Annotated in this window: 19 protein-coding genes and 1 other annotated feature; of the genes, 9 read left to right on the top strand and 10 right to left on the bottom strand. The window is 63.7% G+C overall.

The features are described from left to right. Window positions 1–8 precede the first annotated feature (8 nt). The 4 genes from ACZ1JX_RS04255 (at window position 9) to ACZ1JX_RS04240 (ending at window position 2488) form a co-directional block, all read left to right on the top strand. Window positions 9–554 carry a YkgJ family cysteine cluster protein gene (locus ACZ1JX_RS04255; RefSeq protein WP_465125549.1) on the top strand — a complete coding sequence of 182 codons (546 nt, stop codon included), beginning with the start codon at window positions 9–11 and terminating at the stop codon, window positions 552–554. A 112-nt stretch (window positions 555–666) separates the two neighbouring features. Further along, window positions 667–1191: a hypothetical protein gene (locus ACZ1JX_RS04250; protein ID WP_465125548.1), complete on the top strand. Its 525-nt coding sequence runs from the start codon at window positions 667–669 to the stop codon at window positions 1189–1191. A gap of 61 nt (window positions 1192–1252) precedes the next feature. Further along, window positions 1253–1798: a hypothetical protein gene (locus ACZ1JX_RS04245; protein ID WP_465125547.1), complete on the top strand. Its 546-nt coding sequence runs from the start codon at window positions 1253–1255 to the stop codon at window positions 1796–1798. A gap of 123 nt (window positions 1799–1921) precedes the next feature. Further along, complete coding sequence (locus tag ACZ1JX_RS04240; RefSeq protein WP_465125546.1) at window positions 1922–2488, top strand: YkgJ family cysteine cluster protein; 567 nt, start codon at window positions 1922–1924, stop codon at window positions 2486–2488. On the opposite strand, the gene ACZ1JX_RS04235 is transcribed toward ACZ1JX_RS04240, so the two are convergent. From ACZ1JX_RS04235 to ACZ1JX_RS04210, 6 genes are all read right to left on the bottom strand, one after another. Beyond that, window positions 2475–3884: an NAD(P)H-dependent flavin oxidoreductase gene (locus ACZ1JX_RS04235; protein WP_465125545.1), complete on the bottom strand. Its 1410-nt coding sequence runs from the start codon at window positions 3882–3884 to the stop codon at window positions 2475–2477. The two genes, ACZ1JX_RS04240 and ACZ1JX_RS04235, sit on opposite strands and share 14 nt — an antisense overlap. Then, window positions 3884–4654 (bottom strand): methyltransferase domain-containing protein, encoded by a 771-nt coding sequence (locus ACZ1JX_RS04230; RefSeq protein ID WP_465125544.1) that lies wholly within the window; start codon window positions 4652–4654, stop codon window positions 3884–3886. Before ACZ1JX_RS04230 ends, ACZ1JX_RS04235 begins: the two co-directional genes overlap by 1 nt. Further along, window positions 4654–5781, bottom strand: a complete 1128-nt coding sequence (gene prfB / locus ACZ1JX_RS04225) for a peptide chain release factor 2 (RefSeq protein ID WP_144901370.1) — start codon at window positions 5779–5781, stop codon at window positions 4654–4656. The genes ACZ1JX_RS04230 and prfB overlap by 1 nt, the downstream gene beginning before the upstream one ends. 89 nt (window positions 5782–5870) lie before the next feature. Continuing rightward, on the bottom strand, window positions 5871–6419 hold the full coding sequence (locus ACZ1JX_RS04220) for a peroxiredoxin (protein WP_465125543.1): 549 nt from the start codon (window positions 6417–6419) through the stop codon (window positions 5871–5873). Window positions 6420–6487: 68 nt separating this feature from the next. Then, window positions 6488–9022, bottom strand: coding sequence for a penicillin-binding protein 1A (locus ACZ1JX_RS04215; RefSeq protein ID WP_465125542.1), 2535 nt, complete (start codon window positions 9020–9022; stop codon window positions 6488–6490). Between the two features lie 56 nt (window positions 9023–9078). After that, window positions 9079–9972, bottom strand: a complete 894-nt coding sequence (locus tag ACZ1JX_RS04210; RefSeq protein WP_465125541.1) for an N-acetylmuramoyl-L-alanine amidase family protein — start codon at window positions 9970–9972, stop codon at window positions 9079–9081. Window positions 9973–10573: 601 nt separating this feature from the next. On the opposite strand from ACZ1JX_RS04210, the gene ACZ1JX_RS04205 reads away from it, so the two are divergent. Further along, the gene (locus tag ACZ1JX_RS04205) at window positions 10574–13402 is read left to right on the top strand and encodes an Rne/Rng family ribonuclease (protein ID WP_465125540.1); all 2829 of its coding nucleotides are present in this window, start codon (window positions 10574–10576) and stop codon (window positions 13400–13402) included. 183 nt (window positions 13403–13585) lie between these two features. On the opposite strand, the gene ACZ1JX_RS04200 is transcribed toward ACZ1JX_RS04205, so the two are convergent. Then, window positions 13586–15286, bottom strand: coding sequence for an amidohydrolase (locus tag ACZ1JX_RS04200; RefSeq protein WP_465125539.1), 1701 nt, complete (start codon window positions 15284–15286; stop codon window positions 13586–13588). Window positions 15287–15291: 5 nt separating this feature from the next. Further along, window positions 15292–16656, bottom strand: a complete 1365-nt coding sequence (locus ACZ1JX_RS04195; protein ID WP_465125538.1) for an amino acid permease — start codon at window positions 16654–16656, stop codon at window positions 15292–15294. A gap of 143 nt (window positions 16657–16799) precedes the next feature. Between ACZ1JX_RS04195 and ACZ1JX_RS04190 the strand changes: the two genes are divergently transcribed. Both ACZ1JX_RS04190 and ACZ1JX_RS04185 read left to right on the top strand, forming a co-directional pair. After that, entirely contained in the window at window positions 16800–17909 is a 1110-nt protein-coding gene (locus tag ACZ1JX_RS04190; RefSeq protein WP_465125537.1) for a ThuA domain-containing protein, read from the top strand. 146 nt (window positions 17910–18055) lie between these two features. Beyond that, window positions 18056–18613: a class I SAM-dependent methyltransferase gene (locus tag ACZ1JX_RS04185; RefSeq protein ID WP_465125536.1), complete on the top strand. Its 558-nt coding sequence runs from the start codon at window positions 18056–18058 to the stop codon at window positions 18611–18613. A 183-nt stretch (window positions 18614–18796) separates the two neighbouring features. On the opposite strand, the gene ACZ1JX_RS04180 is transcribed toward ACZ1JX_RS04185, so the two are convergent. Both ACZ1JX_RS04180 and ACZ1JX_RS04175 read right to left on the bottom strand, forming a co-directional pair. Continuing rightward, on the bottom strand, window positions 18797–19150 hold the full coding sequence (locus ACZ1JX_RS04180) for an endonuclease domain-containing protein (RefSeq protein WP_465125535.1): 354 nt from the start codon (window positions 19148–19150) through the stop codon (window positions 18797–18799). Between the two features lie 168 nt (window positions 19151–19318). Further along, complete coding sequence (locus ACZ1JX_RS04175; RefSeq protein WP_465125534.1) at window positions 19319–21277, bottom strand: alpha/beta hydrolase family protein; 1959 nt, start codon at window positions 21275–21277, stop codon at window positions 19319–19321. 362 nt (window positions 21278–21639) lie between these two features. Between ACZ1JX_RS04175 and ACZ1JX_RS04170 the strand changes: the two genes are divergently transcribed. Together ACZ1JX_RS04170 and ACZ1JX_RS04165 are read left to right on the top strand one after the other, a co-directional pair. Beyond that, window positions 21640–22868 (top strand): IS3 family transposase gene (locus tag ACZ1JX_RS04170; protein WP_465123188.1). Its coding sequence is split into 2 segments (ribosomal slippage): window positions 21640–21928 and window positions 21928–22868, totalling 1230 coding nucleotides; the frame shifts between segments, so codons are not numbered across the junction. After that, window positions 21921–22035 (top strand) — a sequence feature (AL1L pseudoknot). (Overlaps the previous gene by 115 nt.) Before the next feature lie 201 nt (window positions 22869–23069). Then, complete coding sequence (locus ACZ1JX_RS04165) at window positions 23070–23852, top strand: succinate dehydrogenase iron-sulfur subunit (protein ID WP_465125533.1); 783 nt, start codon at window positions 23070–23072, stop codon at window positions 23850–23852. The last annotated feature ends 1 nt before the right edge of the window (window position 23853 follow it).

The following is a 23853-nucleotide window of genomic DNA, read 5'->3' as shown; positions in this document are numbered from 1 at the left end:
CTCCAGCCATGACCAGCATGGCCGAAGCCGATCCTCCCCTGCTTGAGCAGGACCTGTGCACCGACTGTGCCGCCTGCTGTGACGGCACAATGTTCTCGTTTGTCGAGATCACCAAGGACGAAGAAGCAAGGCTTGGCGATCTCTTCACGCTGGAATCGCGCACGGACGACGCGATCTTCTACCAGCCCTGCCCGCACTCGATCGAACAGCGCTGCCAGGTCTACGAGCGGCGTCCCGGCACGTGCCGCACCTTCCGCTGCAAGACGCTCAAGGCCCTGCGCAAGGGCGAAGTCGAAAGCACCGAAGCCTTCCGACGCGTATCCGAGATGCTTCGAGCGCGTGAGCAGATCAAGCCGTACCTGCTCGACGGCGAGACGCTCAACCAGGCACGCGAGCGTCGCCAGAAGATCGCCGCGGACCCAGCCCTCGCTGCAGCGCACACGGCATTCCTTCTGCGATTGACCGCTTTCGATCTCCTGCTCGATCGCTACTTCCGAAACCCCGGCAAAGCCATGTTCTCGCGTAGCACCTCGGAAACAGGCACAAGTTTGTAACGCATGGAAGTCTTTGAACCATCGGAAGTCGTGCAAAGCGCTAACGCAATTTCGTTGGATCACTCACTTCCGTCAAATGGAATGCTGCGCCGCCACAAGGTAATCTTCCGGCATGGCGTGCAGCGACGATACCCTATCCCTTGCAAGCAGACTTTGCCTTGAGTGCAGCCTGTGCTGCGACGGCACGCTCTACGGCCACGCCCTCATCCAGGACACGGAAATCGAGGAAACTGCCGCGATAGGTCTGTCCACTTTCCGCACAGAAGCCGGGAAAGCGGCTTTCGCGTTCCCCTGCCACTGCCTCGAAGGAAAAGCCTGCACGCGTTACGAAAGCTGGCGGCCGTCGATCTGTGGTGACTACTTCTGCCACGTTCAATCCCGCGTAAAGTCCGAAGAACTGACCGAGCAGCAGGCGTTCGCCATCGTGAAGCAGGCGCGTGGCCTGCGCGAAGAAGTCGCTTCGCTCCTGCCGCCCGGAATGCCGATGGTCGAAGCACGCGAACACTTCCGCAAGCTCGCCGCCGACCGCAGCAACCTCGGCCCGCAGGACGCGAAGTTCGTCGTCCGCATGTTCGTCATGGAGCGACTGCTCGACAGCGAGTTCAGAGGAAAGGGCGCAAGCCACCTGCCTTCCTGAAACCCGCAATTGGCGGCAACTGGGCCGTGGCCAACGCCGTCAGGTGTTGTATCGTGCCGCTATGACCGAACCCGCCAATACCGAGATCCCCCTCGCAAGCCGCCTCTGCCTCGCTTGTGGCCTGTGCTGTGACGGCACGGTCTATCCCCACGCCGTTGCCCGCGAGGACGAGGTTGCCCGCGCAACGGAACTCGGTTTCACCGCGATCCGCACCGAAGACGGCTCCCCCGCCTACACGCTCCCGTGCCATTACCTCAATGGCCGTGCCTGCACGCGCTACCTCGATTGGCGGCCATCGGTCTGCGGAGACTACTTCTGCCGCGTTCAGGCACGCGCAGGTTCGGGCGAGATCACCGAGGACGCAGCCCTCGCCCTAATCGCCAGAGCCCAGGATTTGCGCGACGCGATGGTCGCCCAGTTGCCCGAAGACGTGGCGCGGCCAAAGGCGCGCCAGCACCTTGAAGCCGTTGCTGCCCAAGGCGGGAAACTCGATCCTGCCGACGCCGCCTTCGCGATGCGGATGTTCGCGCTCGAACGCTTCCTCGATTCGGAATTCCGGCTGTCCGATCACGACCGCTTGATGGAGCGCCGTCACGACAAAGAGTGACATTGTTGGCACCCCTGAAACAAAACCAACCATAGTTTAATAAGGCTACAGTAACATTCGAAAGCCTTATGAACTAACCTTCAACATATGGCCTGATAGTCCCAATTTTTCTATCCTGCCGCAATGGCATCAACAGACAGCGCTATTTCCCTGGCAAGCAGGTTGTGTCTTGCCTGCGGCATGTGCTGCAACGGCACCGTTTACGACGATGCGCGCCTCGAAGCGGAAGAAGTGCCAGCCGCCGCCGCTGCCGGATTTTCGACATGCCAGCCTGCCACTGGCGGTGTCGGCTTTGCTCTGCCATGCCATTACCTCGATGGCAAAGCCTGCACCATCTACGAACAATGGCGCCCCGACGTCTGCTCCAGCTACTTCTGCAGCCTGCAGGAGCGTGCAGCATCCGGAGAATGCACCGAAGCCGAAGCGCTCGAGCTCATCGCCACGACCCTTGGCCTGCGCCAGCGCGTGGTGAGCGTGATGCGTCCGGGAGAGACCTTCCGTCAGGCCCGCGCTCGCTTCGATACGCTGGCAACGGCTGGCGCCGCACTGTCATCCGAAGATGCGGCGCTCGCCGTGCGCATGCTCGTTCTCGAACGAATGCTCGACCAGCACTTCCGCAAGCCCGGCGAGGAGCGCGTCCGCGCCCCCGCCGAAGCTTCCGAGGCTGTCGCAGCCGTCAGTCGCCCGTAAGGATACGGTCGACCAGTTGCTTCACCGTGGGCGTGAAGTTGTTGGAATAGAACGGGTCCTGCTTGAAGCGGTACGCCGCGTGGCCTGCAAACATCAGGTTCTTGTCGATGTCGCCGCCATGCGCGATGTCCTGCAGCGTCTTCTGGATGCAGAAGCTGCGCGGATCGGCGAGGCGCCCCGTGGTATAGTCGTCATGGTCCTTCCACGACGAAAACCCGCAGTGCGACAGGCAGCCCATGCAGTCCTTCTGGTCCTGCTGGATCTCCTCGCGCTCCTGCGGCGTCACGAACACCATCGTGTCGTCAGGCGTGCGCAGCGCATGAACAAACCCGGCACCATACCATTCGCGGGCACGCGCCAGATCGTTGGGCGTAACCCAGAAGTTCTTGCCGCGCACGCCGACATCGAGTTGCGCGGTATGCTCGCCCGCCGCCACGCGCGAATACGGAATCTGCCGCTCCGAACGCGCCTCGAGCGCGCGCAGGAACGGATTGCGCACTGCCGAGGAATAGAACCCCGTCGGCGAAAACCGGTGCAGCAGCACGTCACCCGGCTCGAGGGTACGCAGGTGGTCCTTCCACCCCTGCGGGATCGGGCTTTCCTCGGTCAGCAGCGGCCGCGTTCCGAACTGGAAGGCGATTGCGCCCAGCTCGGGATTGTCGATCCAGTCGTTCCACTCGCGCAGGAACCACACGCCGCCCGCCATCACGATCGGCACGTCATCCGAAACGCCCTCGGCGCGCATCACGTCGCGCAGCGCCTTGACGCGGGGATAGGGATCTTCAGGCTTCTTGGGATCTTCCGCGTTCGACAAGCCATTGTGCCCGCCCGCCAGCCACGGGTCTTCATAGACCACTGCTGCCAGCAGGTGCGAAACCTTGTGATAGGCGCGCTTCCAAAGCGCCCGGAAGGCGCGGCCTGAAGAAACGATAGGCAGGTAGTTCACGTTGAACCGCGCCGCGATCTCGGAAAGCTTGTACGGCATCCCCGCGCCGCAGGTCACGCCCGTCACCAGTCCGCGCGTCTTTTCCAGCACGCCTTCGAGCACGGCTTGCGCCCCGCCCATTTCCCACAGCACGTTGATGTTGATCGCGCCCTTGCCGCCCGAGATGTCGTAGGCGCGCTTCACCTGTTCGACAGCGCCATCGATGGCGTACTGGATCAGTTGCTCGTGCCGCTCCTTGCGGGTCAGCGCATCATAAATCTGTGGAATGATCTTGCCTTCGGCGTCGTAGCTGTCGGCATTGACCGCGCTGACCGTCCCGATACCGCCGGCTGCGGCCCAGGCACCCGAACTCATGTGGTTCGTTGCCGCCACACCCTTGCCGCCCTCGACCAGTGGCCAGACTTCACGGCCACCATAGAGAATCGGCTTCAACCCCTTGAACGCAGACATCAATTTCCTTTCAACGCGCTTGTCGCGCTCGCACCCTTGGCCGCTTTGAGGCGGCATGGCCTGATACTGCCCGGCTCGGGCCGCGTCTCTGCGGCCGTAAACTGGGCGTAATATCCGGCAATTTCCGGTTTACGGTGAAATTCATCCAAGCGAAAGCCCACCGCCTCCAGTTCGCAGATCAGCAGCGCCGGAGGAATGCCATGCTTGTCGGTCCAGCGGTCGACGTCGACCACCACTACCCGACCTCCAGGCTTGAGCGCCGGCCACACCCGCCACAGAAAGGCATATGGCTCGGTCACCTCGTGATACATATGGACCATGAAGATGCGGTCAAAGCTGCGCTCGGGCAGCCTCGGGTCGTCCTCTGCCCCCGGCTTGATCGAGACGTTGTCCAGCCGATCCTTCTCGACGCGCGAGCCCAATCTCCGAAGCGCATCGCCATCGATATCCTGCGCCAGAACGCGCCCGCCTGGCCCCACCCGCTCGGCAAGGCGCACCGTGTAGTAGCCTTCGCCCGCGCCGATGTCGGCCACGCTCATGCCCGGCTTCACCCCGGCAAGATCCATGACCATGTTCGCCTCGCCCTGGCGGTCGCGGTCGGCTTCGGTCGAGAACTGGCTGCTGACGACTTTCGAAACCGGACGGTCGGCCAGCGGAAAAGCACGCGCGGTTTCGGCGCGCTTGTCTTCAACCTTTGGCTGGCAAGCAGCAACGCCGAAAAGGGCCAGAACGGCCACGGCAACCTTGGCATGGGCCGAAGCCCGGCCCATCAGTCGTCGTCCTCCACCGCAACCTTTTCGCCCGTCACCTTCTGCGACAGCGCCGCAGCCATGAACGGATCGAGCGCGCCATCGAGCACTTCGGTGGGATTGGTCGAGACTACGCCGGTGCGCAGGTCCTTCACCTGCTGGTAGGGCTGCAGCACATAGGAGCGGATCTGATGGCCCCAGCCGATCTCGGTCTTGGCCTGATACTCCCCGCTCGCCGCCGCTTCGCGCTTGGCCAGTTCCGCCTCGTAGATGCGCGCCTTCAACATGCCCATCGCGGTTGCGCGGTTCTTGTGCTGGCTGCGGTCGTTCTGGCTCGCCACGATGATCCCGGTGGGCACGTGGGTGATGCGCACCGCCGAATCGGTGGTGTTGACGTGCTGGCCACCCGCACCCGACGCGCGATAGGTATCGATCTTCAGGTCGGCCGGATTGATCTCGACCTCGATGTTGTCGTCGATCTCGGGATAGACCCAGACCGAGCTGAACGAAGTGTGACGGCGCGCCGAGCTGTCATAAGGGCTTATGCGCACCAGACGATGCACGCCGCTCTCGGTCTTGGCATAGCCATAGGCGTTCTCGCCCTTGATCAGCAGCGTCGCGCTCTTGATCCCGGCGGCTTCGCCCGCGTGATAGTCGACCAGATCAACCTTGTAGCCATGCCGCTCGGCCCAGCGCGTGTACATGCGCTGGAGCATTTCCGCCCAGTCCTGGCTTTCGGTGCCACCAGCACCTGCGTGCACTTCAAGGAAGCAGTTGTTCGCGTCCGCTTCACCAGCGAGCAGCGCCTGGACCTTGTCGTTGTCGGCACGGTCAGCCAGCGCGGCAAGCGTGGCAAGGCCCTCGTTTACCGTGGCCTCGTCGTCTTCCATTTCGCCAAGCTCGATGAACTCGATCGCATCGGCCATTTCCTGCCCGATTTCGTTCACGGTCCCGATCGAGGCTTCAAGGCGACGGCGCTCGCGCATCACCTCTTCGGCCTTCTTGGGATCATCCCACAGCTTGGGGTCCTCGACGCGCGCGTTCAGCTCGTCCAGACGGCGCACGGCGCGGTCCCAGTCGAGGAACTTTCGCACAAGTGCCAGCGCGGCATTGATGCGGTCGATATGGGCCTGCCCCTCGGCACGCATGGAAACAACTCCGGTCAAACGCAAAACGAACTGCGCCGCTTAGCGAAGCGGGCAGGCATGTAAAGCCCAAGCGTGTCTTGCTTTTGCGTTCAGCGTGCTCCAGCAAGCTTGCGCACGGCAGCGAGCGTCAGCTTCACATGGTCGCGATAGTCCATTTCGGAGTGCACCATGACGATCTTGCCATCGCGCCCGATGACATAGCTGGTGCGCTTGGTCAGCCCGGTCGGAATCCCAATGGCCTTGAGCGCAACGTCATAGGACTTGATCACCTGCGGCGTCGCGGCGGCCACGGCAAACTTGTCGCGGCAAGCTTCGGTCGAGAACTTCTGCAGCGTCTCGATCTTGTCGTTGGACATGCCGATCACAATCGCACCAGCCGCCTTGAAGTCGTCGCTGGCTTCGGCAAAGGCGTGGGCTTCCAGCGTGCAGCCTTGCGTGAAGGCCTTGGGATAGAAGTACAGGACCACCGGCCCCTTCTTCAGCGCCTCCTTCAGACTGAACGAAAACGGCTTGCCCGCCAGCGCGCCCTTGGCGGAAAAGTCGGGAGCACGTGCACCATTCTTCAGCTCTGCGAGCGCCGGCGTGGAAAGGGTCAGGGCGAAGGCTGCAGCGGCAGCGGCAAGGTTGCGAAGCTTCATGGAAAAGACGCTAACAGACACCGAACCGTCCCGCCAATGCCTTTGAGGGCAGGCCGGAATAGGCAGGATCAGTAGATCCCGCCCTGCTCCTCGAGGAAGTCCTGCTCGACCGGCGCATCTTCCTCGCGCCCTGCCGGAATGCCGCGCGCTGCACGTGCCCTGCGCAGTGCGTCAATGACCGCCTGCTTGGCGCTCACCTCGCCCTCGCGCGCCGTGCGCCGCGGCTCGGTGTCGGGCTTGAACGCTTCCCAGATGACCGATGCCTTGGCCACGTCGTCCTCTGGCGTTCCGCCGAACACGCGCTTGCCCGAAACACGGTCGATCTTGACCATGCGCACGCCTTCTGGCGCGGCAAAGGGAATGTCCTTCCAGCGCGAGCGCGTTTCCTGCACCAGTTGCTTGAACACCGGCGCGGCGATCCGTCCGCCCTGTGCATAGCCGCCAAGGCTGCGCGGCTGGTCATACCCGATATAGACCCCCGCGATGATATCGGGCGATCCGCCGACGAACCACACATTGGTCGGCCCGGAGGTCGTGCCCGTCTTGCCGAACAGCGGCAGGTTCAGGTCGCGCAGCGTCACCGCCGTGCCCCGCACCACCACGCCTTCGAGCATATGCACCACCTGATAGGCCGTGCGCGCGTCCATAACCTGCTTGCCCGTTGCCTTCAGGCGCGGCATCGGCTTGCCGTCCCACTGCGGCATCGAGCAGCCATCGCAGCGCCGGTTGTCCGAGCGCCAGATCACCTTGCCGTTACGGTCCTGCACGTAGTCGATCAGGCTCGGACTGTGCTGGCGGCCCTGATTGGCCAGTGCCGCATAGGCGTTGACCATCTTCATCACGGTCGTATCGCCTGCGCCCAGCGCCATCGACAGGTACGGCTCGTACTCACCGATCCCCACGTTCTTGATCGTACGGACGACCTTGTCCATGCCAGTATCGTTGGCAATTCGCACCGTCATCAGGTTGCGCGATTGCTCAAGACCCCAGCGCATCGTGTGGCTGCCCGCACCGCCTTCGTTGTTGAAATTGCGGAAGCACTTCTCGCCCAGCGCCGCGCCCTGATACACGCAGAACGGCCCGTCGACGACCATCGAGGCCGGCGTCATTCCATTGTCGAGGCCGGTTGCATATACGAACGGCTTGATCGTCGAACCCGGCTGGCGGTTGGCCTGCGTCGCACGGTTGAACGAACCCAGCCGCGCATCGAATCCGCCCTGCATCGCCAGCACGCGTCCGTTCTGCGGGTCTTCCACCACCATGCCGCCCGAAACCTCGGGCACCGTGCGTACAGCGTAAGTCGAGCCGTTGACCGGTGCGACCGCCGTGATGTCGCCGGGACGAATCTTGTCGGGCAGCCCGATCAGGCTCGCGGTCTTGCCATCGGCAAAGCCCACCTGCCCGCTCGATCCGCTGCGCGAAAGCAGCACGCCGATGCGCCAGTTCTGGTAATTGATCGATATGTTGCTGGTGATCAGCTCGGTCTGCCACCGGTCGCCATCCACATCGACCCGCGCGATTGGCCCGTGCCAAGCGCGTCCGCCCGAATAGCGCAAAAGCGCCGCCCGCAGCGCGTTCTGCGAAGCCGTCTGCAACTGCGTGTCGAGCGAGGTGCGCACCCACAGCCCGCCTGCATAGACGCTGTGCGGTCCGTCCTCGGCCTTCTCGCCAAACTTCTCGATCAGCTGGCGGCGCACTTCCTCGAGGAAATACCCCGCATCCGCCGTGTAGTTCTCCGCCCGGCGCGGCTTGAGTCCCAGTGGCATAGCCTTTGCGGCAGCGGCGGCCTGCGGCGTTGCCCAGCCGTTCTTGACCATCTGGTCGAGTACCCAGTTGCGCCGGGCAATCGCCATACCCTCGTACTTGGCGCGGCCATAGCGTTCGGGCGCCTTGGGCAGGATCGCGAGGAACGCTGCCTCATGCAGCTGCAGATCGCCCACGTCCTTGTCGAAATAGGCACGCGATGCCGCCTGCACGCCAAAGCTCTGCCGTCCCAGCGGAATTTCGTTGAGGTACAGCTCAAGGATTTGCTGCTTGTCCAGCACGCCCTCGATCCTGCGCGCCAGCACCATTTCCTTGAGCTTGCGCGTGATCGAATACTCGTCACCCAGCAGGATATTCTTCGCCACCTGCTGCGTGATGGTCGAACCACCCTTGGCCCGCTCGTCCGAGCCAGCCTTCCTCGCATAATCGACCACGGCCCCCGCAAAACCGAGATAATCGATCCCGCCATGCGTCCAGAACGTCTTGTCTTCGGCCGAAAGAAACGCGTTGATCAGCGGTTCGGGAAAATCGACAAAGCGCAACTGCACGCGGCGCTCGCGGGCATAGCTCGATACGATCTCGCCATCGTTGCCGCGCACCATCGTCGGCAGAGGCGGCTGATAGGTCAGCAGCATGTCCGCCGAAGGCATCGTGCGGATAACGGTTACCCACAGCACGAACCAGCCGACGAGCAACGCCCCGACAATGTAGTTCAAAACCCGGAACCGGCGGCTCTCGCCCCACTTCGCGCGATACCATGAGGACGCGGTCCGCCACCGAGCACGACCTTCGTCGCGGATGAGCTTGAACCGGGATTGCTGGGACGTCTCTTCAGCCATGTTGCAGCGCCTCTAGCACGCCCGCGCCGTGGCAAGCCAGAGCGAACCTTCTCCACTCACCGAAGCGCCGCATTCTCCGCCGCCGCAGGGACCTGTGCCTCGGCCAGGAATATCTCGATCGCCCGCGCCACAGACGCTGCAAACACCCGCCGCCACGCCGGATCACGCATAGCCCGCGCATCCTCGGCATTGCTGATATAGCCCGCCTCGATCAGTGCCGAAGGCAGGTCGAGCGATTTGAGCACCACGAACGCCGCCTCCCTGCGCGGTGTCTCGTGAAAACGCAGCGCCTGTTGGCCCTCGCGCACCACCAGTTCGCCGAACCGCACCGACCGCTCGCGCATCTCGCGCCGCGCCAGATCGACCAGGATCGATGAAACCGCTGCCCCCTGCCCGTCGAGCTTCACTCCGTTGACGGTATCCGCCTTGTTCTCCCGCGCCGCCAGCGCGCCTGCCACCGCGTCCGACGCCTTGTCCGACAGTGTATAAACCGTAGCCCCTTGTGCCGTCTCGCTCTGCGCCGCATCGGCATGAACGGAAACGAACAGGTCCGCGCCCAGCCGGTGCGCGATATCAGCGCGTTCTTCCAGCACCAGGAACCGGTCCGTATCGCGCGTCATCGCCACGCGAACCCGCCCCTCGGCCAGCAAGGCATCGCGCAAACTCTGCGCCAGCAGGAGCGTCAGGTCCTTCTCCCGCTCCCCCGCGGCGCCGCTTGCCCCGGGATCGTGCCCGCCATGCCCCGCATCGATCACCACCAGCGGACGCCCCGCATCGGGCGGCCCTTCGACCTTGGGCAAGCCGATGCGCCCGTCACTCTCGGGCATCGTCAGCCGGATTACATAGCGTGGTTCGATCGACGCGACGCCAGTCGAGAACGCCGCCCACATCGCCGCAGCAGCCAGCACTGGCGCTGCAAACACCGCTATGATTACGCCCCGGCTCTCCATCTGCCACGACCTATGCCCCGCCCCACCCCCGGCGGTCCAGACCGAAAACGCAGGTATGGTTAACGCGCCTTTCCCGACATTGTTTTAATTGCCGCTTTGCAATTGCAGTGCTAGCAACCATCTACCGGGGCGAGCCAGCACCGGCACATCCACGTCGAAACCGCCGGAAAGCGCACATTTGCGCCGCGGTGGGCGAGGGACAGGCCGCTGGCGAAGATCCCGCCTACGTGGAGAGAAACAGGCTCGAACGCCCCCTCTCCATGCCACAAGGTTGATGCCGTGATGATGAGCCGCGTTTCGTTCCTGCCTGTCTGCCCCACCGGGGCGGTCGCGGCTTGGACGGTTGGCGGCACGCGCATTTCGCCGCGAGTTGTCCTCACAGCAGACGCAAACCAACCGCCGCCGGGCGGCGAGCGACAGGGCAAGGCAGCCGATATGCTGCGCGCCGCAACGCTCCGATCCGGCAAACCCGCATTCGCGAATGGCCACCGCAACGGAGCAATCCGTGCGCAGGGCCTTCGTGCATCCCAAACGATCCGCGCCAGAAACGCATGGTTGACCCAAGTGGAAACCCAGCGGCGGCGCGGCTGGAGAATTTGTAATGACCACGCGCATGCTAATCGATGCGCGCCACCAGGAAGAAACCCGGGTGGCGGTGCTGAAGGGCAATCGGATTGAAGAATTCGACTTTGAATCTGCCGATCATAAGCAGATCAAGGGCAATATCTACCTCGCCAAGGTAACACGTGTAGAACCCTCGCTTCAGGCGGCGTTCGTCGATTTCGGCGGCAACCGTCACGGGTTCCTCGCCTTCAGCGAAATCCATCCCGATTACTACCAGATCCCCAAGGAGGACCGCGAGGCCCTGCTGGCGGAAGAAGCCGCTCACGCCGAGGAAGAGGCCGCTCTGCGCGCCGCCGAGGATGGTGACGACGAAGACTACGGCGATAACGAAGGCTACGACTCCGATGAGGGCGTGACCGAAGTCGACACGTCCGAAAAGGATCAGGTCGCCACCATCGAAGGCGGCGTCGTCGAAAACGGCTTCGATCACGAAGGCGAAGAAGGCGACGAGTCCACCGAAACCTCGGAAGAGGAAGGCGAAGAGGGCGACAACAACCGCCGTCGCGGCCGCAATCAGGGCCGTCGCCGTCAGGGTGGCCGTTCGCAGGGCAAGGAAGCCGACGAACTGCGCGCCAAGCGCATGGCGCTGCGCCGCCGCTACAAGATCCAGGACGTGATCCAGCGCCGCCAGGTGCTGCTCGTCCAGGTCGTGAAGGAAGAGCGTGGTAACAAGGGCGCCGCCCTCACCACCTACCTCAGCCTCGCCGGCCGCTACTGCGTGCTCATGCCGAACAGCAGCCATGGCGGCGGCATCAGCCGCAAGATCAGCTCCTCGGCTGACCGCAAGCGGTTGAAGACGATCATCACCGAGATGGAACTGCCGCGCTCGATGTCCTGCATCGTCCGCACGGCGGGTCTCCAGCGCACCAAGCCGGAAATCAAGCGCGACTTCGATTACCTCGCCCGCCTGTGGGACGAGATCCGCGAACGCACGATGAAGTCTGTCGCGCCCGCGCTGATCCACTCGGACTCCGATCTGATCAAGCGCGCGATCCGCGACATCTACAATCGCGAGATCGAGGAAGTCGTCGTCGAGGGCGAGCACGGCTACCGCGCCGCAAAGGACTTCATGAAGCTCCTGATGCCGAGCCACGCCAAGCGCGTGAAGGCCTATGTCGATCCGGTGCCGCTGTTCCAGCGCTATGGCGCCGAAGACCAGCTCACCGCGATGTACGATCCGGTCGTCCAGCTGAAGAGCGGCGGCTACCTCGTCATCAACCCGACCGAGGCGCTGGTCTCGATCGACATCAACTCGGGCCGTTCCACCAAGGAACACGGCATCGAGCAGACGGCGGTCGCCACCAACCTTGAAGCCGCCCGCGAAATCGCCCGCCAGCTCCGCCTGCGCGACATGGCGGGCCTCGTGGTCATCGACTTCATCGACATGGAATACGGATCGAACGTCCGTAAGGTCGAAAAGGCGATGAAGGACGCGCTCAAGAACGACCGCGCCCGCATCCAGGTCGGTCGCATCTCGGGCTTCGGCCTGATGGAAATGAGCCGCCAGCGTCTGCGCACCGGCGTGCTCGAAGCCACCACGCGCGGCTGTCCGCACTGCGATGGCACCGGCCTCGTCCGCACCGCCTCGTCGGCTGGCCTGTCCGCGCTGCGCCTGATCGAAGACGAAGCCGCCAAGGGCAAGGGCAACGTCGTCACGCTCTATGCGTCGCAGGAAGCCGCGATCTACGTCCTGAACGCCAAGCGCGGCGATCTGGCCGAGATCGAGGAGCGCTACGGCGTCACTGTCGAAGTGATCCCCGAAGGCGAGAACGAAGGCGCGAAGATGCGCGTCGCCTCGCGCGGGCCCAAGCCTGAATTCGTCCCCCGCTTCGAACCGATCATCGAGCCTGAAGAGGACGATATCGTCGAGGAGGACTTCGACGAAGAAGAAGAAGTCGAGGAACAGCCCCGTCGCGGCCGCAATCGCGATGCCGATGAAGGTGGCGAACGTTCCGGACAGCGTGAATCCGAAGAGCGCGGCAGCGATGGCCGTCGCAAGCGCCGCAAGCGCCGTCGGGGCCGCAACCGCGATCGCAACGAGGACGGCAGCGAGATCAGCGAAGGCGAAGGCAATGAAGCCGAAGCCGCCGACGGTGAAGCTGACGGCGAAGGCAACGAGGCTGAAGGCAGTGCAGCCGAAGGTAACGGGGCTGCCCGCACCGACGAGAACGACGACGGTACGGACCGTGGTCCGCGCAAGCGTCGCCGTCGTGGTCGTCGCAGGCGCGGTGGCCGTGAGAACGGCGAAGCGGGCTCGGATCAGGCCGAAGGCGGCTTCGAGGACAGCGATGGCGATGATGCTGCGGCAGAACCCGTGGCCGCCGAAGCGCCCGCTCCGGTGGAAGCTGAAGCCGCTCCCGCGCCTGAGGAAGCTCCGGTCGCAGAAAAGCCCAAGCGCACCCGTCGCAAGAAGGCCGAACCTGCCGCCGAAGTACCCGCAACCGAGGAAGCCTCTCCCGCCGCAGAAGCTCCCGCTGTCGAAGCAGTAGCCGAAGAGGCTCCTGCCCCAGTCGCGGAAAAGCCCAAGCGCACCCGCAAGAAGAAGGTCGAAGCGGCTCCCGAAGCAGAAGCAGAGGCACCCGCTGCCGAGGCACCTGCTCCTGAAGCAGAAGCAGCAACCGAAGCTCCGGCCGAAAAGCCCAAGCGCACCCGCCGCAAGAAGGCCGACGCCGTCGCCTCCGACGCCGCCCCTGCCGAAGCGGTCACCGCCGAAGCACCGGTCGCCGAAGAAGCATCCGCAAGTGCCGAGGAAGGCGAAGCATCCTCGCCACGCCGCGGCTGGTGGCAGCGCACCTTCGGCGCCTGAGGCACCGCAAGGCTACAAACAGAAAGGCCCCGCCAGCAACGGCGGGGCCTTTTCTTCTATAGAGCTGTCGGCTCAACAAATTGTGCTCCCCTCCCGCCTGCGGGAGGTTGCCGACTACTTACTCCCTTCCCGCAGGCGGGAGGGGTTGGGGGTGGGCATTCAGGCGCGGCGCTTGAAATCGAACTACTCCCCAGCCCGGTTCCAGACCAGCTTGCCCCCCACGAACGTCATGTCCACTTTCGTCGTCAGCAACTGTTCCGCAGGAACACTCAGCGGATCACTGTCCAGCACGATCATGTCGGCAAACTTGCCCGGCTCGATGCTGCCCTTCTTGCCCTCATCCCACGCCAGCGCCGCAGCCTTGGCGGTATAGAGCCGGATCGCCTCCTCGCGCGTGATCGCTTCCTTCATCGCAAACTGGTGCCCGGTCAGCCCCTTGCGCGTCACGGCAGCATAGAGCCCTACCATCGGGCCAATCGGCAGGTTGTCGCTGCTCATCACAACGTTCACGCCATAGGAGATCGGCGTTGCCACCGGATTGATCCGGTCCAGCCGCTCCCCGTCGAGCACCTGAAGATAGCGGCCTTCAAGATTGTAGGTGAAATTGGGTTGCGCCGTGGTCCACACGCCATCCGCCGCCATGGTCTTCATCGTCTGCTCGGCCGGCAGCATGGTGAAGTGCGAAAGGAACCAACGGTGATCGCTCTTCGGCCGCGTCGCCAGCACGTCGTGATAGGCCGAGGCGACGGTGTTGATCGCCTCGTCCCCGATGGCATGGATGCCCAGCTGCCAGCCGAGCGAGGCCGACGTCGCCACCATCTCGTGCAGCGCGCTTTCGCTCATGAACGTCGTACCGCGAAAACCCGGCTGGCCCTTGTAGTCCTGCGACGTGCGCGCGGTCGGGCCGGTGAAACCACCATCGTAGGCGCTCTCGCCAATCGGGCCGAGCTTCAACCGGTCATCGCCATACCCCGTGTGATAGGGAAACTTCTTCAGCCGCTCGGCACCGGGATACATGATGTAGAGCGTCGCGCGCGGCAGGTTTTCGCCCTCATCGGCATAGATCGCCCGCAATTGCTTGAAGGTATGCGCGCGCACGCCATTGCCACCGCCGCCGGGAACGCCACCCTGCTCGACCGGCTCGTCGTCGATGGTCGTCCACGCCTCCATGAAGCTGGTGATACCCAGCGCCAGCAGGTCCTTGAGCGACTTCACATAGCTCGGCCGCATCTGCGCCGGAGTGCTCGGCGGAACAAGCTTGAGGATCAGGTCCGTGCGCTCGCGCACGATACCGCTGGGCTCCCCATCCGGTCCGCGCTCGATCAGGCCACCGTCCGGGTCGGGCGTATTGCGGTCGATCCCCGCAAGCTTCAGCGCCAGCGAATTGGCCACCGCGCTGTGTGCGCCCGCGCGGACAAGCACGACCGGATTGTCGGGCGCCATGGCATCAAGATCGGCCCTTGTAGGATTGCGCTTCTCGGCCAGCAAGGCCTCGTCCCAGCCCGAACCGATAACCCACTCACCAGCCCCCAGAGCCTTGGCCTTGGCCGCCACCATCGCGCCGATCTCGACAATCGAGCGCGCCTTGGCAGGCTCCACCGAACGCGGCGAAACGCTGATAAGGTGAAGGTGCGCATCGATAAACCCGGGCATCAGCGTGCGCCCCTTGAGGTCGATCGTGCGCGGCGCGGTCCATGTTCTGGCAAGCTCGGGCCCGCCCACCGCCGCGATCTTCCCGTCCTTCACCACCACTGCCGAGCGGACCGAAAAGTCCTTGTCGACCGTCAGCACCTTGCCGTTCACCAACAGCAGGTCGGCCTGCTCGGCAAAGGCAGGAAGCGGCAATGCGGCAAGAGCGAGGGCAAGCAGGCGGGCTGTTTTCATCGCTGTCAGGTCCTTTGTCGGCGGAAGAGGAACCAAGCGGCAGCGGCAATCCCCACCGTCACCGCGCTGGCGAGAAACTGCGGGCGCAACTCGGGCACCAGCGCCATCGCCACCAGCACCACCCCGATCGCGCCAATCGTCGCGTAGGACAGCCACGGGAAAAGCCACATCCTCAGGTGCAGAGTCTCGGGCGCCGTCGCCTCGGTAATCTTGCGCATCCGCACCTGCGCGAGGCAGACCATCAGGTAGATCACCAGCATCAGCGCGCCCGAAGCACTTACCAGAAAGCTGAACACCCCCTCGGGCGAAAGCACCGAGGCCGCCATCGCGCCATAGCCGAACAGGCTGGCAATGATCGTCGCCCGCGCCGGCACCTTGCGCCTGTTCAGCCGGATCAGCGCCTGCGGAGCATCGCCATGCCGCGCAAGGCCAAACAGCGCGCGTGATGTGACGTAGAGCCCCGAATTGAGGCACGACAGCACCGCCACCAGCACCACCGCGTTCATGATCGTCGCAGCCCCGGGAATGCCCATCAGCGCCAGCGAGCTGGCAAACGGACTCTGCCCTGGCACCACCGTATTCCAAGGCTGCACCGCCACGATCAGCGTCAACGAAACCACGTAAAACAGCAGGATGCGCAGCGCGACCGAGCCGGTCATCCGCGCGATCACCTTGGCCGGCGCGTGCGATTCCGCCGCCGCCACCGTCGCGATCTCCGCTCCGCACAGCGCGAAGATCACGCTGGTCACCCCACCGATCACCGCGCCCCAGCCCTTTGGCGCAAAGCCGCCGTGCGCGGTCAGGTTGGCAAAAGTATTCCCCGCAGGCGAGGTCACGCCAAACGCCCAAAGTCCCGCAATCACGATGAACCCAAGGATCGCCGCCACTTTCGCGGTCGAAAGCCAGAACTCGAACTCGCCATAAGACCGCGCCGAGAACAGATTCACCACCGTCATCAGCGCCAGCAGCACGCAGCCGATCTGCCACACCTCGAAAGGCAGCCACAGCGCCAGGATCACCGCTCCGGCAATGGCTTCAATGGCAACCACGATCACCCAGAAGTACCAGTAGAGCCACCCCGCGACGAACCCCGCCAGCGGCCCCAGTCCGATCCGCACATGCTCGGTGAACGATCCTGCCCCCGGATGGAGCATCGCCATCTCGCTCAACATCCGCATGATCATGAGGATGACAAGTCCCGCGAGCCCGTAGCTCACCACCACTGCCGGTCCGATCTGCGCGATCGAGGTCGACGAGCCGACGAACAGCCCCGCCCCGATGATTCCGCCAATCGCGATCATCGCCACGTGCCGCGCGTGCAGCGCCGCCTCGAGCCTGTTCTCCCCTGCTTCCACTTGTCCCCCGGCCATCAGTCATCCTTCGTGAACTTTCACAAGCGCGGGACAATACGTCATTCGCGCGAGCCTGCCAGCGGGAGCGATTGACCATCGCTGTCAGCCTCGCCAAAGTAGCGCAAACACGAAGAATGGAGCGCGGGATGGGAAAGAGAATCATGATGACGGCTGCAGCCGCGCTGGCACTTTGGAGCGGCGCCGCTCAGGCCGCTGGTGTGATGGATTGCCCGCTCGGCCGCCAGCTCCTCTCGACCCAGTCCCCGCTGGCCGACGTGCTCGTCGTTCCCGCCGCCCGCGCCGTCGTCGAAGCCGCTTCTCCCGGTCTTGCGGACAAAATGATGAAGCCCTTTGGCGGCAATGCCCTGCCCCCCGGTTTTGACCGCATCGTCACCCCGCGCTCGGTCATGACCATGCTCGGCAAGGGCGATCCGGCATTCGTGGCAAAGCTCGACAAAGGTCTCGCCAAGGTCAGGCTCAAGCCTGCCGACGTCGCCGCCCGCTGCCGCATTTACGACAACGACCGCCCCGCCCTCCCCGCCAACCTGCCGCGCGAATCCGTCCTCGTCTTCGGCAAGATCACCGGCTTCCGCGACAGCCCCTCGGTCAACGCCGCCGAAACCGCCCTGCGCCAGATCGCCGCGCGCCACGGCTGGGGCATCGTCTTCACCGACAAGGGCGGCGTGTTCAACGCGGCCGACCTCTCGCGCTTCAAGGCCGTGGTCTGGAACAACGTCAGCGGCGATGCCCTGACCATCCCGCAGCGGGCTGCCTTCCGCAGATGGATCGAGCGCGGCGGGGGCTTTGCCGGCATCCATGGGTCTGGCGGCGATCCGCAGTTTTTCTGGGACTGGTACGCCGATAGCCTGATCGGCGCCCGCTTCATCGGCCACCCGATGACCCCGCAATTCCAGGAAGCCCGCGTTGTCGTCGAGGACAAGGCCCACCCCGCCGCGCAGGGCCTCCCCGCAGACTGGCGCATGACCGAAGAATGGTACTCCTTCGACCGCAGCCCACGCGGCCCCGGCGTCCGAGTGCTCGCCACGCTCGATGAAAGCACCTACAAGCCCGGCGAAGGCTTCGGTCGCAAGCTTGCCATGGGCGATCATCCCATCGCCTGGACCCGCTGCCTCGAAAAGGGCCGCAGCTTCTACACCGCCATCGGCCACCGGCCCGAGAACTACAGCCAGCCCGAAAGCGTGAAACTGCTCGATCAGGGCATCCTCTGGGCCATGGGCCTCGCCCGGGAAGGCTGCCCCGCACGCAAGTGAAACGGCCCCTTACAACGATTGCATCGCCTTACTGAAATCGGCAATCTTCGTTCAGAAAATGGGGGAAGACGATGGGACTGAAGGCGGTATGGGACGCGCATGTAGTGCCGCGCGTGATAAAGTGCGCTTGCGGATCGCCGGGGATCATGGAACTGCGCGCCGGTGTCGTGCCCCGCGCGCAGGGCCGCGTGTTCGAGATCGGCTGCGGCGGCGGCCTCAACCAACAGTTCTACGATAGCGCCCGCGTCACCGGGTTTGCCGGGATCGACCCTTCAGGCAAATTGCTCGATTACGCCCGCGAGGCCGCTGCAAAAAAGGGCTGGCAGGCCGACATCCGCGAAGGCGTGGGCGAAGACATCCCGTTCGAGGACGAGAGCTTCGACACCGCCGTCTGCACTTACACGCTCTGTTCCGTCGACGATCCGCAACAGGTCCTTTCCGAACTGCGCCGCATCCTCAAGCCCGGCGGCACGCTCCTCTTCCTTGAGCATGGCCTCAGCCCTGACGCGAATGTCGCAAAGTGGCAGCGGCGGATAGAGCCGGTCTGGAAACCCCTGATGGGCGGCTGCCACCTTTCACGCACCGTAACCGCACCCGTCCTGCAAGCCGGATTCCAACTGGAACATCCCGGTCACCAATACATGGACGGCATGCCAAAATGGGCCGCGTGGATGGAATGGGGCGCTGCGGTAAAAACCCGCTGACGCCCCTCCGTCAATCGCTGGCGCGATTGCCACCTCCCCATTTGTGCTCCGCAAAAACAGGGAGGATCAAGCAGAACAGCCACGAAAACGGCACAACACAGTCCCCTGCCCCGTGCTCCTCCCCATTTTCACGCAGTGCAAATGGGGAGGTGGCAGCGCGAAGCGCTGACGGAGGGGCCATTTTCAAGAACAACGACAAAGCCGCAAAACCGCCTCGGCAATCCCGTCAACATCCTGCAGCACCTCGGCCGCCGGAACCCGCACCACCCGCACGCCCTGCCCCGCCAGCCAGGCATCCCGCTCCAGATCACGCAACGGCCGCGTGCCCATGTCATGCGAGTTTCCGTCAACCTCAATGCACAAGCGGGCAGAAGCACAATAGAGGTCGAGCACATAACACCCAAGCGGATGCTGCCGACGAAACTTCGCCTCATCAGACTGACGCAGCCTCTGCCACAGCATCACTTCCGGCAGAGACATGCCCGAGCGCAACTTGCGCGCCAGAGCAACATTCCGCTCCTGCTTCTGCCTAGGCAAAGAGCCCCTCCGTCAATCGCTGGCGCGATTGCCACCTCCCCGTTTGTGCTCCGCAAAAACAGGGAGGATCAAGCAGAGCAGCCACGAAAACGGCACAACATGCTCCTCCCCATTTTCACAAAGTGCAAATGGGGAGGTGGCAGCGCGAAGCGCTGACGGAGGGGCCATTCAATCCACCGGATTATGCTTGGCCAGAAACGCCTCGATGGCCGACAGCAGCGCCAGCCGGTCCGGCTCGCGGGTGAAGTAGTGATCCGCCTTGGGCAGCGATACGAACTCGACGTTCTTGCCCGCCGCCTTCATCTTGTTGAACATGCTCTGCGATTGCGCGTGATCCACGGTCAGGTCCTTCTTGCCATGGATCAACAGCATCGGCACCTTGATCGTATCGATATGGTTCATCGGTGATACGGCGGGGAAATCCGGGGTCATCTTCTGCCATTGCTCGCGGTAACGCTTGCCGAAGAGCAGGTCTCCGAAGTCGTTCACTTCACGGCGCAAGTTGGCAACGCCTGCGATCGAGATCGAACACCTCCACATGTCGGGGTCGCGTGCCGCGCCCCACATCGCCACGTAGCCGCCATAGCTCGCCCCCACCACGCAGGCGCGGCTTGCATCGGCGAGCCCCTGCTTCGTGGCCCAGGCCAGCGCATCATTAACGTCGTCCTGCATGGCAAGGCCAAGCTGACCCTCGCCCTTCTTGAGGAACGCTTCGCCATAGCCGGTCGACCCCCGGAAATTCGGCTGGATCACAAGATATCCGCGGCTGGCGATGAACTGGGCCCAGTAGTCCCAGTCCATGGTGTCATGTGCCCAGGGTCCGCCATGCGGCAGGATTACCACGGGCAGGTTCTTCGCCTCGCGTCCCGGCGGAGTGGTCATGATCGCTTCGATCTCAAGCCCGTCACGCGCCTTGTAGCGGACTTTTTCCATCTTGCCCGCGCGGGTGCCATTCGTCGCGCTGTTGAGATTGGCAAAAAGGTGAAGATTCCCGTCCGCAGTATCGAAGTAATAGAGCCGCCCCGCCTCGTCGGGCTTGTCCACGCGCACCAGCATGCGCTGACGATTGGCAGAAAGGGACACGATCCGAGCGCGCCTACCCTTCAGGCTTTTTTCGAAAGCCTTCTGCAACTCGTCGAGCGCAGGGTCGAGCCAGTGAAGCGGTTCTGGCGCATTGCCGCCGAGATAGACTCCCAGAACCTCGTTGCCCGAATCGTCGTAGCGCACGCCCTCGATGTCCACGCCCGGCTCGGCCTGGTAGAGCGTCTGCAGGACTGCGCCGCTGTCGCCGTCGATCTCGACGAGCGCGTCACGGCCATCCGTGCCCGGGCGCAGGACAAGCATCTTGTTCTCATTGGCACGGATCAGCACCGGCACTTCGAGATCGTCAAATGCGCGGCGATCCCTGCGATCGAACGCGGTTCCCTTTTTCCCGCGATAAAGCAGGGTCCGCGTGCCCTTTGCCCGGTCATTGGAAATGGCGGCGCGCACGACGCCTGACGTATCGGCGATCCAGTCCAGCACTTCGGCCCGCGGGCTCGCTTCGGTCGTGTGGCGGCCGTTGGTAACATCGACCGAATAGACCGCCGGCCAGAAGTCATCGCCCATGTAGATCGAGTTCTGCCCGCCCAACAGTATCCTGGTCGAACCGTCGGTGGGCACCCACAGGACGTCCGAGGCATTCTGCCCACCGAGTTCCCACATCAGCTTTGTGTACTTGTCGGTCTGGCGGTTGAGCGAGACGACGCGCGAGATATATGCCCTGTCCCCGCCATCGAATGGCCGGATCGCCCGGATCCGGATCAGCAGGTTGTCGTTGCCGACCCACTGCATCGAACTGACCTCGACATCGTCGGGCAGTCCGGCCTGATTGAGAGAACTGGAATCGAACGGCGAAATCACCACGATCCGCTGGCTGCCGTTCACGGCAAACTGCCCCGCAATCCATAGTCCGTCGGGCGAAAGGCGTGCACCCTCGACAAATGGCAATTGCGCATAGGCCGATGCCGACAGAGGTGCTTGAACGGTGACGGCAGCAGGTGTGGTCGCCCCGGTCTTCCCGTCTGCCTGACTGGATGGGACAGATTGCGCGCTCAGATTTCCGGCAGACAGGAGCAGCACTGCCATCGCCTTCGAAAGTATTCGCACAAGTCCCCCACGAATTGCGTCGCTTCAGGCTAGAGAGATTGCCGACGGGATCAAGTGCACGAACCACCTTATTCGTCGCTGTCCTACACGAAGGTAAAATGGCATGGTGCGGCCATGCTGATGCAAGCCACCCACCACCACGCCATGTCCTCCCCGTTTTCGCAAAGCGCAGATGGGGTGGTGGCAGCCGCAAAGAGGCTGACGGAGGGGCGCTCACTTTTCTCATATGTGAACAAAACAGGTACAAAATCCCGAATTCCGCCCCCAAAAAGTCCCGCCAGGGTTTCTCTGTGAACCGCCCCGGCTTTCCCGGAGGCTCCTATCTGTGAGAAGGAGCCACGATGAGCGCTACAAGGAACAAGTTCTCGCCTGAGTTTCGCGACCGTGCGGTGCGGATGGTGGAGGAGCACCGGGGAGATTACCCGTCGGAGTGGGCGGCGATGACGTCGATCGCCGGGAAGGTTGGCTGCACGACCGAGACACTGCGCCGCTGGTGCCGTGAGGAGGCGAGCCGACGAGCAGGGCCAGCGGCGCAGGCTGTCAGTGATCGTGATCGGGTCAAGGCCCTGGAGCGCGAGGTCAAGGAACTGCGCCGGGCCAACGAGATCCTTCGCAAAGCCTCGGCATATTTTGCGCAGGCGGAGCTCGACCGCCACGGCAAATGGTGATGTCGTTCATCGACGCTCACCGGAAGGAATTGGGTATCGAGCCGATCTGCCGGGAACTGGCAATCGCCCCTTCCTCCTACCACGAATATGCCGCCCGCCTTGCCGATCCCGGCAGGCGCCCCGCCCGTGTCCGGCGCGATGACGAGATGCGCGAGGCGATCAAGCGCGTCCACGAGAACAGCTTTGGCCTCTATGGTGCCCGCAAGGTCTGGCACCAGATGCGCCGCGAGGGGATCAAGGTGGCCAAGTGCACCGTCGAGCGGCTGATGCGCACCATGGGCCTGGCAGGCGTGCGCCGGGGCAAGACGACGGTGACGACCATCAGCAACCCCAAGGCACCGTGCCCGCTGGACAAGGTCAACCGCGAGTTCCGCGTCAGCCGGCCCAATGCGCTGTGGGTGGTCGACTTCACCTACGTCCATACCTGGGCCGGGTTCGTCTATGTCGCGTTCGTGATCGATGCCTTCGCCCGCCGGATTGTGGGCTGGAAGGTCAGCACCAGCGCCACGGCGGGCTTCGTACTGGATGCCCTGGAGCAGGCGATCCATGCCCGCAGGCCAAGTCCAGATGATGGCTTGATCCACCACAGCGACAGGGGCGTTCAATACCTGGCGATGAACTACACGCAGCGTCTGGCCGAAGCCAACCTCGTGCCGTCTGTGGGCAGCGTCGGCGACAGCTATGACAACGCCTTGGCCGAGACCATCAACGGTCTCTATAAGGCCGAGGTCATCTGGCGGCAGCGCTCATGGCCGAGCGCATCGGCCGTGGAAATGGCAACGCTGCGCTGGGTGGACTGGTTCAACAATCACCGCCTGTTCGGACCCATCGGGCACATCCCACCCGCCGAAGCCGAAGCCAACTACTATGCGGCCAACGAGACCCTCGATATGGTCGCATGACTCAATTGAAAATGCCTCCGGGAAAGCCGGGGCGGTTCACTGGACTGTGTAAACCCCGTAAACCCCTTTCACATACGCGAACGGCTGACAAAGAGGCGCACCTCAACCTTTGGGCAGGAACCACCCTCTTGCCCCCGGCGCTGCAATCGCTAAGGACGACTCATCAAGCCGCAAAGCACGTGCGAAGGACAGGACAGAACGATGGCGACCTTCTCGCTTCCGAAGAACTCCAGGATCACCGGCAAGGCCCGCCACCACGCGGCAGCCACCAACGGCAAGGTCCGCAAGTTCAAGGTCTATCGTTACGATCCGGATTCGGGTGAAAACCCGCGCTACGACACGTTCGACATCGACCTCGAACAGTGCGGCCCGATGGTGCTCGATGCGCTGATCAAGATGAAGGGTGAGCAGGACCCCACCCTCACCTTCCGCCGCTCCTGCCGCGAAGGCATCTGCGGTTCGTGCGCGATGAACATGAACGGCCGCAACGGCCTCGCCTGCACCACCGCGATCGAGGATCTCGACGGCGAAATCCGCATCACGCCGCTGCCGCACATGGAAGTGATCAAGGACCTTGTCCCCGATTTCACCCACTTCTACGCGCAGTACGCCTCGATCCGTCCCTGGCTGCAAACCGTCAGCCCCACGCCTTCGGGCAAGGAGCGCCTGCAGAGCCCTGAACAGCGCGAAAAGCTCGACGGTCTGTACGAGTGCATCCTGTGCGCCTGCTGCAGCACCTCGTGCCCGAGCTACTGGTGGAACTCCGACAAGTTCCTTGGCCCGGCCATCCTGCTCCAGGCCTACCGCTGGCTGGCCGACAGCCGCGACGAAATGACCGGCGAACGGCTTGACGAGCTGGAAGATCCCTTCCGCCTCTATCGCTGCCACACCATCATGAACTGCGCGAACGTCTGCCCCAAGGGTCTCTCGCCCGCCCGCGCCATCGCCGAAATCAAGAAGATGCAGGCCGAGCGCCTCGTCTAAG

This window comes from Novosphingobium sp. BL-A-41-Hi4A-0G, assembly GCF_055521735.1.
Note: the sequence above shows the minus strand (reverse complement) of the source record. Positions and strands in the feature narration are given on the sequence as shown.